11 protein-coding genes and 1 pseudogene are annotated in these 12,786 nt (G+C 72.3%); 5 read left to right on the top strand and 7 right to left on the bottom strand.

Translation table 11 applies throughout. From position 1 onward, the window contains the following. Positions 1–4 precede the first annotated feature (4 nt). Complete coding sequence (locus ABTW72_RS12485) at positions 5–1,390, top strand: MFS transporter (RefSeq protein WP_350857798.1); 1,386 nt, start codon at positions 5–7, stop codon at positions 1,388–1,390. 27 nt (positions 1,391–1,417) lie between these two features. Continuing rightward, on the top strand, positions 1,418–2,911 hold the full coding sequence (locus ABTW72_RS12490) for a pyridoxal phosphate-dependent decarboxylase family protein (protein ID WP_350857801.1): 1,494 nt from the start codon (positions 1,418–1,420) through the stop codon (positions 2,909–2,911). A 60-nt stretch (positions 2,912–2,971) separates the two neighbouring features. On the opposite strand, the gene ABTW72_RS12495 is transcribed toward ABTW72_RS12490, so the two are convergent. The 5 genes from ABTW72_RS12495 to ABTW72_RS12515 all read right to left on the bottom strand — a co-directional run bounded on the left by ABTW72_RS12495 (position 2,972) and on the right by ABTW72_RS12515 (position 7,302). Beyond that, the gene (locus ABTW72_RS12495) at positions 2,972–4,171 is read right to left on the bottom strand and encodes a hypothetical protein (RefSeq protein ID WP_350857804.1); all 1,200 of its coding nucleotides are present in this window, start codon (positions 4,169–4,171) and stop codon (positions 2,972–2,974) included. After that, positions 4,164–4,724, bottom strand: a complete 561-nt coding sequence (locus tag ABTW72_RS12500) for an RNA polymerase sigma factor (RefSeq protein ID WP_502892188.1) — start codon at positions 4,722–4,724, stop codon at positions 4,164–4,166. The genes ABTW72_RS12495 and ABTW72_RS12500 overlap by 8 nt, the downstream gene beginning before the upstream one ends. 154 nt (positions 4,725–4,878) lie before the next feature. Beyond that, positions 4,879–5,727, bottom strand: a complete 849-nt coding sequence (locus ABTW72_RS12505) for a hypothetical protein (RefSeq protein WP_350857807.1) — start codon at positions 5,725–5,727, stop codon at positions 4,879–4,881. After that, positions 5,728–6,381, bottom strand: coding sequence for an RNA polymerase sigma factor (locus ABTW72_RS12510; RefSeq protein WP_350857809.1), 654 nt, complete (start codon positions 6,379–6,381; stop codon positions 5,728–5,730). A 3-nt stretch (positions 6,382–6,384) separates the two neighbouring features. Further along, positions 6,385–7,302 carry a hypothetical protein gene (locus tag ABTW72_RS12515; RefSeq protein WP_350857812.1) on the bottom strand — a complete coding sequence of 306 codons (918 nt, stop codon included), beginning with the start codon at positions 7,300–7,302 and terminating at the stop codon, positions 6,385–6,387. 227 nt (positions 7,303–7,529) lie between these two features. Here ABTW72_RS12515 and ABTW72_RS12520 point away from each other — a divergent pair, with 227 nt between their 5' ends. Beyond that, positions 7,530–8,111 (top strand): NADH-quinone oxidoreductase subunit B, encoded by a 582-nt coding sequence (locus ABTW72_RS12520; protein ID WP_091402527.1) that lies wholly within the window; start codon positions 7,530–7,532, stop codon positions 8,109–8,111. Between the two features lie 59 nt (positions 8,112–8,170). On the opposite strand, the gene ABTW72_RS12525 is transcribed toward ABTW72_RS12520, so the two are convergent. Continuing rightward, complete coding sequence (locus ABTW72_RS12525; RefSeq protein WP_350857815.1) at positions 8,171–9,097, bottom strand: hypothetical protein; 927 nt, start codon at positions 9,095–9,097, stop codon at positions 8,171–8,173. 179 nt (positions 9,098–9,276) lie between these two features. Here ABTW72_RS12525 and ABTW72_RS12530 point away from each other — a divergent pair, with 179 nt between their 5' ends. Next, positions 9,277–10,593, top strand: a complete 1,317-nt coding sequence (locus ABTW72_RS12530) for a DUF2252 domain-containing protein (RefSeq protein WP_350857818.1) — start codon at positions 9,277–9,279, stop codon at positions 10,591–10,593. A 16-nt stretch (positions 10,594–10,609) separates the two neighbouring features. On the opposite strand, the gene ABTW72_RS12535 is transcribed toward ABTW72_RS12530, so the two are convergent. Then, on the bottom strand, positions 10,610–11,656 hold the full coding sequence (locus tag ABTW72_RS12535; RefSeq protein WP_350857821.1) for a glucose 1-dehydrogenase: 1,047 nt from the start codon (positions 11,654–11,656) through the stop codon (positions 10,610–10,612). Positions 11,657–11,761: 105 nt separating this feature from the next. Between ABTW72_RS12535 and ABTW72_RS12540 the strand changes: the two are divergent. Then, a pseudogene (locus ABTW72_RS12540) lies at positions 11,762–12,358 on the top strand (NADH-quinone oxidoreductase subunit C); the annotation flags it as partial. Positions 12,359–12,786 lie beyond the last annotated feature (428 nt).

Raw genomic sequence — 12,786 nt, forward strand, 5'->3', positions numbered from 1 at the left:
GCCCATGAAAACGCCGCCGGGCGCCGGCTCGTCAGCCACCGGCTCGCTGCCCCGATCGGTGCACGCCGGCTACGCGCTCGGTTCCCTGGCGACCGGAGCGTTCGGCACCGTGCCCGGTCTGCTGCTGCTGCCGTACCTGACCGACACCCTGGGCGTGGCCGCCGGGCTGGCCGCCCTGCTGGTGCTGCTGCCCAAGGCCTGGGACGTGCTGGTCAACCCGGTCGCCGGGCGGATCTCCGACCGGACCCGTTCGCGGTGGGGCGCCCGCCGGCCGTACCTGATCGTCGCCGGGCTCGCGCTCGCCGTGCTGTTCGCGTCGATCTTCGCCGCGCCCTTCGGTAACGGTCCGGGCGCCGCGGCGTACGTGGCGTTCGCGTTCCTCGCCACCGCCACCGCGTTCGCCTTCTTCCAGGTGCCGTACGTGGCGATGCCGGCGGAGCTGACCGACGACTACGCCGAGCGCACCCGGTTGATGACCTGGCGGATCGCTGTGCTGGCGCTGGCCATCCTGGTCTCCGGCGCGGTCGCCCCGCTGGTGGTGAGCGCCGGTGGTGACGGCGTGGCCGGGCACCGCTGGATGGGCCTGTTCGTGGCGGTGCTGATCGCCCTCGGCGCCCTCGGCGCGTTCCTGGGCACCCGGTCCGCGCCGACCGGCACGGTGGGCGAGAGCGAGCCGACGCTGCGCGCCCAGCTCGCCGTGGCCGGTGCCAACCGCCCGTTCCGGGCACTGCTGATCTGCTTCGTGGTGCAGTCCGCCGGGGTGGCGACGATCCTGGCCGGGGTCAACTACTTCGCCGGGCAGATCCTCCGCGACGAGGAGAGCGGGCCGACCCTGCTCTTCGTCTGCTTCGTCGGGCCGGCGCTGCTGGTGATGCCGATCTGGACCCGGATCGGTGCCCGGCTGGGCAAGCGGACCGCGCTGGTGGTCGCCTCGCTGATCCTCGCCGTCGGTGCGTTCGCCCTGCTCGCCGCGCCGGTGCTGCCGCCGGTCGCCGTCTACCTCGTGGTCGCGCTGATCGGCGTGGGGTACGCCGGGCAGCAGGTCTTCGCGCTGGCGATGTTGCCGGACTGCATCGCGCACGAGACGGCGCGCACCGGTCGACGGCAGGCGGGCGTCTTCACCGGGCTGTGGACCGCCGGGGAGACCTTCGGCCTGGCGCTCGGCCCGGGCATCTACGGACTGGTGCTCCAGCTCTCCGGCTACGTGTCCTCCGACACCGGCTCGGCGGCGGCCCAGTCCGACACGGCGAGGCTGGGCGTGCTCCTCGGCTTCACCCTGATCCCGGCCCTGCTGATCGCCCCTCCGATCCTCCTGCTCCGCCAGTACACCCTCACCGCCCACAGCGACCTGGTCGATCATGGAGTTGTGGTGGGGGACGAAAGCCGTTGACCGTCACGAGAAGGGCACCGTAACTCCATGATCGACGAGAACAGGGTTGAGGCTGGAGCGCTTTCCGCTACCGGGGTTCCGGCGGAACGGGTTCTGGAGGAGGTGCGGGAGCTGCGGGCGAGTGACGCGCCCACCCACGGGGGACGGCTGTTCGCGTACGTCTACGACCCGGCGGTGCCCGGGCTGGACGAGCTGGCCGCCGCCGCCCACCGGGAGAGCGCGCACGTCAACGGGTTGGACCCGACCGCGTTCCCGTCCCTGCTGGCCATGGAGAACGCGCTGGTCGGCGCCGCCGGCCGGGTGCTGGGCGCCGGCCCCGGGACCACCGCCCCGGACGTCGTCGGCAGCGTCACCAGCGGCGGCACCGAGTCACTGATCCTCGCCGTCAAGACCGCGCGGGACGCCCACCCGGAGATCGCCGCACCCCGTCTCGTGGTGCCGTCGAGCGCGCACGCGGCATTCGCCAAGGCAGCGCACTACCTGCGGGTGGCGCTGGACGTCGTGCCCGTCTCCCCGGAGACGCTGCGTCCCGACCCGGCCGCGATGGCCGCCGCGATCCGCCCGGAGACGGTGCTGGTCGCCTGCTCCGCGCCGTCGTACGCGCACGGGGTGGTGGACCCGGTCACCCAGATCGCGGCCGCCGCGGCCGAGGCCGGGGTGCGCTGCCACGTGGACGCCTGCTTCGGCGGCTGGACCCTGCCGTACCTGCGTCGGCTCGGCGAGCCGGTGCCGCCGTTCGACTTCGCGGTACCCGGGGTCACCTCCATCTCGGTCGACCTGCACAAGTACGCGTACGCGCCGAAGGGGGTGTCCGTGCTGCTGCACCGCGACGCCACGCTGCGCGCCCCGCAGTACTTCGCGTACGCCGACTGGCCCGGCTACACCATGATCAACCCAGTGATCGCCTCCACCCGCTCGGGCGGCCCGATCGCCGCCGCGTACGCCACGTTGCGGCACCTCGGTGACGAGGGTTACCTGCGGCTGACCGCCATCACCCGGGATGCGGTAGCCGGGCTGGCCGATGCGGTCCGCGCCGTCGACGGGCTGCGGCTGATGGCCGAGCCGGAGTCGACAGTCGTCTGCTTCACCGCCACCGAGGGTGACCCCGACCTGTTCGTCCTGGTCGACGAGCTGACCGCGCGGGGCTGGCACACCCAACCCCAGCTGTCGTACGACGGTCTGCCCGCCAGCGTGCACCTCACGGTGACCGCCGCGGTCGCGCCCCGGGTCGCCGAGTTCGGGCCGGACCTGAGCGACGCGGTGGCCGCGGCCCGGGCGGCCGGTCCGGTCGCCCTCCCCCCGGAACTGACGGCGCTGGCGACGTGGCTGACCCCGGACGCGCTGACCCCGGAGCTGGTCGCGGGCCTGGCCGCCGGGCTGGGCATGGGCGGCGAGCCCGATGGCGCGCCGCTGCCGGAGCGGATGGCGGTGGTGAACACGCTGCTCGACGCCGCGCCGCCGGCGCTGCGGGAGCGGCTGCTGGTCGAGTTCGTCGGGCTGCTGCAACGTCCCACCTGGTGACCGGAGCGCCGGCCACGACGTACGCCCCCGTGGCGTACGTAGCGGCCGGCGACCGGATCCTCAGCGGTAGGTCATCCGCACCTGGTTGTCGGCGTCGTTGACGTCCAACAGAAAGTCGAATCCGGCGTCCATCGCCCAGACGCGCACGTCGGCCTTCCCCGTGCCCAGCGTGACCCCCTCGGCCACCCGGAAGCTGAGGTCCAGCCGCACCTCCGCCCCCGCCGCCAGCCGACCAAGGGTGCAGGTCACCGGCTCGCTGGAGTGCTGGGGCTCGCCCTCGCACGGGGCCCATCCGTCGACGTCCGGACGCACCGCCGCGGGTACGCCCAGCCGCAGGTCCACGTGGGCGACCGGCTTGGTGCCCCGGTTACGGACCCGCACGGTGGCCGTGCCCGTTCGGGAGCCGTCGTCGGCAGTGGTCAGCACGAGGTCGGTGGCGGTCACCGAGATATCCGCCGAGTGCGGATTCTGACCGAAGCTCGTCGGCCCGGAGACCTGGGCGAAGGTTTCGCCCTTCCAGCGGTAGCCCCGCCACTGCCGCTGTGACCACTCGGCGGGCCAACCGCCCCCGGGAGCGATGTCACCGACCTGAACGCGGACCGTGCCGTCGCCCACGACATCCAGCGCGAACAGCCACTGCGGCTTGTCGATGGTGGTCGCGACCACCCGGCCGACCGTCGTCACCTTTCCTCCCTTGTCGCGGTCGAAGGCGACCACCTGCATCGGCCCGCGGGTGCCGAGCACGCACTGCACAAGCGCCACCGTCTCCACCGCGCCGTCCCCGTCGATGTCGCCGTGGTCGAGCGCCAGGAGCCAGTTCGCGCCCTCCCGGGCCTCGGCGGTGAGCCGCGTCTGCGACGTCGGGCAGCCTGGCCCGGCCCGCCATGCCGGCAGGGTCACCGGCACCCCCAGCAGTTGGGACCGGCTGAACCGGCCGTCCGGCACGGGGATGGTCGGGCTGGAACTGGTCCCGGCGGGGCTGGGTGTCGGTGTCGGCGGCGGCGTCGGCGACGCCGACACGCTCGGCGTCGGCTCGACCGGACCGGGTCGGTGGTCCGGGCCGCTCATCGCCGCGTATCCGAGGGCAGACCCGCCGAACAGGGCGAGCGCCGTCGTGGCGGTGGCAGCCAGCCGACGCCGGCTGCGGCCTCGTACGGTCCGTCGAACGGCGGCGGGTCCCGGCGCCTCGACCTCCGCCAGCGCGGTACGGCGGTAGCGGGCGAACTCTTCGGCGAGGTCAAGGGTCTCCTGCTCAGACATCCCGCACCTCCTCATTGGTGTCGCGTAGGTGGGTGGCGAGTGCGGTTCGACCCCGGTGCAGCCAGGACTTGACCGTCCCTTCGGCGACCTGTTCCTGAGCGGCGATCTCCGCGACCGTCAGGTCGGCGAGGTAGTGCAGTACGACGGCCCGCCGCTGCTTCGGCGGCAACTTCGCCAACGCGGCGTCGACGGCGACCCGGTCCGGGCTCGGCTCCGCAACGTGTGTCTCCCGCTGTCGCAGCAGCCACAGCTGGGCGGTCCGCAGTCGCCGCCAGCGGTTGTGCCCGAGATTCCAGGCGACCTTACGAACCCAGGCCAGGGGATCCTGGTATCCGGCGAGCCGGTCCCAGCGGGCGTACGCACGACAGAACGCCTCCTGAACCAGCTCCTGCGCCTGCCCACGGTCGCCCGTGTACGCGGTCAGCTGTACCACCAGGCCGCGGAAGTGGGCGTGGTAGAAGTCGTCGAAGACCAGCTCGGCCGGCGTGGATGTTGCGGTTCCCGGTGGGTCCGGTGGGCGTCCACCCACCCGCACATCTCGTGTCACAAGCACTCGTCCTCCCCGTGGCGATTGCGGGCGTTGTGTTCGCCAGCACCGGTCACACAAGCGAGCGCGTCGGTAGGTTGCGCGTCAATGGGCACCGAACGCTTGTCGGGTACGGGACACCTGGCCCGCACCGCCGGAGAGGCTCCGGCGGCGCGGGCGCTCAACTGGCGGGCAGCTTCAGATCGATGCCGGCGGTGTTGTCGCCGGGTGAACGGTCGGCCGGGAACTTCCCGCTCACGTTGGCCCGCACGGTGAGCGCGAAGCCGGTGAGGGTCCGTGCCGGGCCGCCCGGGGCGATGTTCACCGTGACCGCGATCTGGTACGACCGGGTGCCTCCGAGGGGGATCGGCCCGTCGCCGGTACAGGTCATCGTCTTGAGGTCGTCGGTCTGGCCCTGGTGGAAGCAACCGCCGATGTTCGTGCCCTTCAGACTGATCGTCGCCTCGGCGGGGAGCACCACGACCAGATCCCCGGCGTCGTACGAGCGGGTGCCGGGGTTGCCCATCGTGACGTCGAGCGTCCCGGTGTAGGCGGTGTCGGACGGCTCCAGGGTGAGGGAACGCGGGGCGCTGATCGACAGGTCGACGTACCGGGTCGGGGTCGGCGTCGGCGTGGGCGTGGGGCGGGAACTGGTCGGCCGATCGGCCGGAGGGCTGGCGGAAGGGGTCACACTCGGCGTCGACGGACCGCTCTGCGGGGACGTGGGCGACCCGCTGGTGGGAGGGCCAACCGGGGTGTCCGGCCGGAAGGAGGGAAGGTCGGTGGCCGGCAAGGGTGCGATGACATCGGTGGGCGGCGGAGCGGCCAGGGGCCGGACCAGACCCACCCCGCCGATCGCGACGAGTACCGCCGCGGCGATCCCCGATGACACGACCCGGTTTCGAAGCCGGCGGTACGCCCGTCGCCGCGGCACGTCCGGGTCCGGCTCGACGACCTGCTGGAAGCCGGCGGTGCTCAGCTCGTCGAAGGCAGCCGCCAGCCAGTCCGCTCGCTCGTTGCGCTGTTCCATCTAGTCCGCCCTCCTTCCGGTCGGGCGGTCATCGACCGCAGGGGGTTGCCGGCCGGGGAGTTCGGACTCCTGCTCCGCCAGACAGGTGGCCAGGGTGGCCCTGGCGCGGTGCAGCCAGGACTTGACCGTTCCGGCCGCCACCCCGCAGTCCTCGGCGATCTCACTGACGGTCAGCTCGGCCATGTAGTGCAGAACCACTGCGCGCCGTTGGTTCACCGGCAGGGTCGCCAGCGCGGCGGCGAGTGCCACCCGGTCCGGTCCGGGCCCGTTGACCACCTCCATCCGCTGGCGGAGGCTGAACAACCGGGCGGTGCGCAGGCGGCGCCACCGGCTGACCGCGACGTTCCAGGCGACCCGGCGGATCCAGGCCACCGGATCGTCGTACCGGGAGATCCGGTCCCAGCGGGGCCAGGCCCGGCTGAACCCCTCCTGCACCAGGTCCTGTGCTTCGTTCATGTCCCCGACGAACGCGTACAGCTGCACCACCAGCGGCTGGAAGTGACGGCGGTAGACCTCGTCGAAGCGGGGGCCACTGTCGTGCGCGACCGCCCCGCTCACCTCGATGCGCAGACGCGCGGGAGTCGTCACCGGATCGGGTGAGGTGGGCGTGCGCGGCCGCAGGAACCCCTGCGGCCGCGCCTCGATCGAGGACATTCGTCAGCCGGCGGTGATGGCGAAGGTGGCGACGTTGTCGGCCGGGTCGACGTCGGTCAGCAGACCGCCCCAACCAAAGCTGGCGCCGAGGTGCACCGACCCGGTGCCGAGGTCACCGGGTGCCACCTCGGCGGGTGCCCAGATCAGCAGGTCTATCTTTCGCTCTTCACCAGGCATGAACGTGCCGCCGGCCACCATGCAGCTCGCCGTGCAGACGTCCGCGGGTTCGGTGCCGCCGATCTCGACCCCGCTCGGCAAAGTCGGCGTCAGCCAGTACGCGTCGTGGGCCGCGTCGCCGGCGACCCGGACGGTCATCGGCACCCGGCCGAGCCAGCTTCCGTCCTCCTGCCTCGTCAGGACGGAGGGACCGGCGTTCACGACCGAATTTGTGTTGGTGTCCCGCACGTACGGGCGGGGCGCACGCAGCGAGCCGGTCGTCGAGCGGAACAACGCGGAGAAGGCCGCCGTGTCGTTCGCCGGGTTCCGGTCCCCGGTCGTGATGGCGACCTTCCCGCCGGAGGTGACCATCGCGTACGGCCGGGTGGTGGTGAGCACCCGGAAGTCGACGGTGAACTTCCGTCGTTCACCCGGTTGCAACGCACCGCCCGGCACGTGGCAGTGGATCGTCCGCGCCGGCTCCGCCACCCCATACACGCACGGATCGGCGGGGTCGAGCCCGTCGAAGGCGCCAGGGACAGCCTCGGAGACCGCCAATTTGAGGTACGACGCCTCGTGACCGCGGTAGTTGACGGTCACCTGAAGGCTGCCCGCGTACCCCCGGTCGGTCGGCTCGAGCACCAGCCGACCGACGGAGACCGCCGTGTCGCCCGAGGCGGCGATCGCCGGCCCCGACAGACCGGTCAGCGCTACCCCCGCGCCCAGCACGCCGGCCACCAGCCGGCGGAGGATGGTTCTGGTCATCTGTGTCTCCCCGTTCCCCGTAGTGCCGCCACCGTTGCGCCGGTGGCGGTGATGCGAGCAAGACACTCGATGGCCCCGGCGACGGTTGCAGGCATTGAGCCCGTCGGGTTGTCAGGTGCGTGACAGGCGGCGGGACTCTGGGGCGCCAGCGGGGATCGTGACCGGCCCCAACGGGTACGCGCCGGAGCTGTGATTGACTGTTCGACGGGGGTAGGAGGGAGGCGGTCGTGCAGCTGCCGGCAGTGCTCGGTGAGCCGATCCGGTTCGTGCTGAACTGGGGGCGCCGCTACTCGCTCTGGGTTTTCAACTTCGGTCTGGCCTGCTGTGCCATCGAGTTCATCGCCACCAGCATGGGTCGGCACGACTTCATCCGACTCGGCGTGATCCCGTTCGCCCACGGCCCCCGCCAGGCCGACCTGATGGTGGTCTCCGGCACGGTGACCGACAAGATGGCCCCGGCGATCAAGCGGCTCTACGACCAGATGCCCGAGCCGAAGTACGTCATCTCGTTCGGTGCCTGCTCCAACTGCGGCGGCCCCTACTGGGATTCGTACTCGGTGACCAAGGGCGTCGACCAGCTCATCCCGGTCGACGTGTACGTGCCCGGCTGCCCGCCCCGGCCGGAGGCGCTGCTGCACGGCATCCTGCGCCTTCAGGAGAAGATCGCCGCCGAGCAGTCCGGCATCGGGGGTGTGCCGCAACGGGACGTGCTGGCCGCGCCGCTGGACGCCCCGCCCCGCGAGGCCGCCGCCCCACGCTCGGTGGACTCGCTCACCGCCCCACCGGTACGCCCACCCACCGCGAGCTGAGGGCGGTGGGCCGCCACCCGGAGTTGATCCGGGCGGCGGCCGACCGCCGCACCCTCAGGTCAGCTGGCCGCTACGGCCAGGTTGAACGTGACGGTATTGTCGCTCGGATCGACGTCGGGCACCGTCTCGTTCCAGTAGTGGGTGGCCAGCTCCACCGTGATCGGGGCGGACTCGTCCGCCGGGTCGGTCGGCCGGGCGATGAACAGCGCCACGTCGCGCTCCTCGCCCTGCATCAGCAGCCCACCCGGCACAAAAGCCTGTGCGCTGTACACCGGGCCATCGAAAGGCTCGGTGAACAGGATCATCGACCCGGCGGGCAGCCCGGTGGCGGTGAGCGAGTTGCCGAGCTGCCGGGCGTCACCGGCGTACCGGACCCGCAGAGGCACCCGCCGGGTGTTCTCGGGGCCGTCCGTCACCGGCCCGATCACCTCGACGGACGCGTTCGCCTCGGTGTCCTGCACGTACGTCTGCGGGCGGGTCAGCGTGCCGTCGAGGGAGCGGAACTGCGCGCTGAACGGCACGGTGCCCAGCGACCCGGTTTCGTACGAGTAGGCGGTGACCAGGCCGCCCGCCGTGATCATCGGGTAGCTGCGGGGGGTGGTCAGCACCTGGAATTCGACTGTTGCCCTGCGGGACTCACCCGGGGCCAGGTCGTTGCCGCGCGGCAGGGCGCAGGTGCGGACCAACAGCCCCTCCTCCACGCCGTCGGACTCGCAGCGTGACTCCACGCCCCCGGAGAAGGAGCCCGCCACCGCCTCACGGACCCGGAAGTAGAAGCCCTGCGTGCTGTCGCTGTTGTTGGTGATGGTCACCCGAAGGCTGCCCCGGTAGCCGCGTTCGGTCGGCTCGAGCACCAGCCGGCTCAGCGAGAACGTGGGAGCGTCGGCCGACGCCGACGGTGCGGCCGCGGCCGGTACGGCCCAGCCGATCGTCGCCGTCAGGCCGAGCAGTGCGGCGGTGAGTAGGGTCCCCGTTTTGTGGAGCATCTGTATCTGGTCCTCCATGGTCGACGCCCGGCCGGGGACCTGTCGCCCGCGCTTGGCAGCGACGCGATCGACCGACGTGACCGTGGTGTCCGGGCCCCCGCGCCGTGACCCAGACAGCATGATCGATGGATGGGCCGTTCGCCACCCCGTTGTGGACCCGCCGCACTAGCCTGCGCACTATGAGCAGCTCAGCGGACCAGCGGTCCACCCACATCGTCGACGTGCTCACCGAGGAGTTCGGCGCGTCGATGGCGGTCGACCCGGCCGCCTTCCGCCGCAAGTTCCGCAAGATGGCGGCGTCGCCGTTCGCCTTCTACCGGGGCAGCGCCGCGTTGTTCTACGCCGACCAGCTCGGCGACTTCGCCGACGACCGGTTCGCCGACGAGCAGACCAGCCGGGTGTGGATCCACGGTGACCTGCACGCGGAGAACTTCGGCACCTACATGAACGCCTCCGGGCAGCTGGTGTTCAACGTCAACGACTTCGACGAGGCGTACGTCGGGCCGTTCACCTGGGACCTGCGCCGGCTCGCGGCCAGTGTGGCGCTGCTCGGCTACGGCAAGGCGCTCTCCGACACGTCGATCGGGGACCTGGTGGCCGGCTTCGCCCGGTCGTACCTGACCGAGCTGCGGGCCATCGCGGCCGGTGGTGACGACGCGATCGGCTCGATCACCCTGGACAACGCCGACGGGGTGCTGCGCCGGGTGCTCCAACGAGCCCGGCTCAACACCCGCGTCGACCTGCTCGCCGCGCAGACCACCATCGACAACTACGAGCGACGTTTCTCCATCGGCGACGGGGTCTTCGAAATCGACGACGCCACCCGGGACCTGGTCAGCGCCGCCTTCCAGGACTACCTGGGCACCCTGCCCGCCGCCTCGATGAAGCTCCGGCCGGTGGCCGCGCGGATCAAGGACGTGGTGCTGCGCAAGGGGGTGGGCATCGGCTCGGCCGGGCTGCCGTCGTACAACCTGCTGCTGGAGGGGCACACCCAGGCACTGGAGAACGACGTGGTCATCTACATGAAGCAGGCGCAGGTGCCGGCCGTGGCGCGGTACGTCACCGACGAGTCGGTCCGCGGCTACTTCCAGCACCAGGGGCACCGGACCGCCGAGTCGCAGCGGGCGTTGCAGGCGCACGCCGACCCGTGGCTGGGTTTCACCGAGCTGAACGGGGCCGGTCAGCTGGTCGCCGAGGTCTCCCCGTACGCCGCCGATCTGGACTGGTCGGACGTGAACGAGCCGGAGGAGCTGACCGGGGTTCTCGTCGACCTCGGCCGGGCGGTGGCCCGGATGCACTCGGTCGCCGACGACGAATCCAGTCACGACCTGGTGGACTACTCCACCGAGGAGGCGATCGTCGCGGCGGTGGACGCCGACGAGCCGGGATTCGTCGACCACCTGGTGGATTTCGCACACGCGTACGGGGTGCGCGCCCGCCAGGACCATCAGCTCTTCGTCGACCTGTTCCGCAACGGTCGACTGCCGGGCATCTGATCGGGCGCGGCGTCGCTCAGGACGCGAACTCCAGCACCACCTTGATGTCGTCCGGCCCGGGGGTGTACGCGTCGGCGTACCGGTCCACCGGCACCCGCCGGGTGATCAGCGACTCGAGCCAGACCTGGTCGGCGCGGGCGAGCGCCTCCGCGGCCATGGTCCAGTGCCGCCGGTTGGCGTTGACCGAGCCGAACACCACATTGTTCTCCAGCACCAGCGCCCGGTTGAGCGCCCCGGCGTCGAAGTCGATGGTCCGGCCGCCGCTGGACACCCCGGCCAGGCAGACGATCCCGGTCGGGGCCGCCTTGCACATGACGTCGAGGACCACAGTGGGAGCGCCGGTGCACTCGATCACCACGTCCGGCTCGAACGGCAGGTCGTTGACCGGCACCGTGTGGTACGTGGCGCCGAGCCCGGCGACCAGCTCCGGCTTCGGCCCCTCGGTGTTCCGGTCCAGCACGTGGACGGTGAGCCCACGCTGGGTGCCGAGCAACGCGGCCAGCAGACCGATCGGCCCGGCCCCGGTCACCAAAACGGTCTGCGGCTGCCACTCGGCCCGGTGCCCGATCCGCTCGATGTGATCCCAGGCCTTCGCCACCACACTCGTCGGCTCCAGCAGCACGCCTACCTGGGCCAGCGCCGGGTCGAGCGCGACCGCGAACTGCGGCTCGACCCGCCAGCGGTCCCGGGCGAACCCGGCCAGTCCCTTGATGCCGTGTTCGGTGTACTGGCCGTTGCGGCACATGTCCCACTCGCCGACCGCGCAGTTCGGGCAGGGCACCGGATCGGGATGCCTGACGATCCCGGCCACCAGGTCGCCTGGTTGCAGGGTGCCGCTCGGGTCCTCGATCACCCGGCCCAGCGACTCGTGCCCGATGACCAGGCGGTCGGCACCCGGCGGCGCCTCGCCGTACTCCCCGGCGATGATCTCGTGGTCGGTGCCGCAGATCCCCACCGCCAGCGCCTCGACCAGAACAGAGCCCTCCTCGGCAGCCGGCTCCGGCTGATCCTCGACGAGGTTCAGCGAATTGGCGACCCCGGGTCTCACTGTCACAGCGCGCACGCCCTCATCTTTCCCCGCCGGGGCGTGCGCCGCGCGCAAAGCCGGCAGATCGCTGGGCATCGGCGGCGGCCAGGTGCGGGCCGGGCCGGCACTAGGATCAGCGGCATGACTCCCGAAGAGGTCGGCGCTCGACTGGTCGCGCTGCTCGCGCCGGTTGAGGCGACCCCGTCGGTCTCCGGCGGGCAACGTTTCGCCCGGGCCACAATCGATGTACCGCCCACGAGTTGGCTCACCGCGATTTCCGCCGCCCGGGACGACGCCGAGCTGGCCTGCGACTTCTTCGACTGGCTCTCCGCCGTCGACGAGCTGGCCGAGGGCTTCGACGTGGTGGCGCACCTCTGGTCGACGCGACTGCGTCACGGCCTGCTGCTGCGTACCCGGTTGCCGCGCGGCGCGCCCAGTGTCGCCTCGGTGGTCGACGTCTACCCCGGTGCCGCCTGGCACGAGCGGGAGACGCACGAGATGTTCGGCATCGACTTCGCCGGGCATGGGGAGCTGCTGCCGCTGCTGCTGCCGCCGGAGTTCGAGGGTCACCCGCTGCGTAAGGAGTTCGTGCTGGCTTCCCGGGTGGCGAAGCCCTGGCCGGGTGCGAAGGAGCCGGGCGAGTCCGAGGCCGGCGGCGGGCGTCGACCGATCCGCCCGCCGGGCGTTCCCGCGCCGGGCGAGTGGGGGCCCACGCCCACCCCGGCGGGCGCCGGTGGGGTGGGGGAGGGCCCGCGTGGCGGCACCCCGGCCAGACCGGCGCGTGAGCGTCCGGCGCGGCCCGCCCCGGGGGCCCGTCCGGCGCGTACTCCCCGGCCGGCCGGCGCCACCGACGGCCCGATCCCTGCCGACCAGCCCGCACCCGACGCAGGTCCGGCCGCCGAGTCCGCGCCTGGCGCTGGCCCGGCCGCCGAGCCCGCACCCGACGCAGGTCCGGCCGCCGAGTCCGCGCCTGGCGCTGGCCCGGCCGACCAGCCCGCACCCGACGCAGGTCCGGCCGCCGAGTCCGCGCCCGGCGTTGGCCCGGCCGAGCGGCCCGCGCCCGGTGCGGCCGCATCGGACAAGCCTGGCGACGGCCCGACCGCGTCGGGCGGGGAGCCGATCGCGGACCCGCCGGGCCGCGATGGCCGGAGCGACCACGACGGGGG

It is taken from the genome of Micromonospora sp. NPDC127501 (genome assembly GCF_040302185.1).
Taxonomy (GTDB): Bacteria; Actinomycetota; Actinomycetes; order Mycobacteriales; family Micromonosporaceae; genus Micromonospora.

Coding starts and splice junctions, on each gene's coding strand:
- ABTW72_RS12485 (WP_350857798.1), top strand. CDS start 5: ATGAAAACGCCGCCGGGCGCCGGCTCGTCAGCCACCGGCTCGCTGCCC.
- ABTW72_RS12490 (WP_350857801.1), top strand. CDS start 1,418: ATGATCGACGAGAACAGGGTTGAGGCTGGAGCGCTTTCCGCTACCGGG.
- ABTW72_RS12495 (WP_350857804.1), bottom strand. CDS start 4,171: ATGTCTGAGCAGGAGACCCTTGACCTCGCCGAAGAGTTCGCCCGCTAC.
- ABTW72_RS12505 (WP_350857807.1), bottom strand. CDS start 5,727: ATGGAACAGCGCAACGAGCGAGCGGACTGGCTGGCGGCTGCCTTCGAC.
- ABTW72_RS12510 (WP_350857809.1), bottom strand. CDS start 6,381: ATGTCCTCGATCGAGGCGCGGCCGCAGGGGTTCCTGCGGCCGCGCACG.
- ABTW72_RS12515 (WP_350857812.1), bottom strand. CDS start 7,302: ATGACCAGAACCATCCTCCGCCGGCTGGTGGCCGGCGTGCTGGGCGCG.
- ABTW72_RS12525 (WP_350857815.1), bottom strand. CDS start 9,097: ATGCTCCACAAAACGGGGACCCTACTCACCGCCGCACTGCTCGGCCTG.
- ABTW72_RS12530 (WP_350857818.1), top strand. CDS start 9,277: ATGAGCAGCTCAGCGGACCAGCGGTCCACCCACATCGTCGACGTGCTC.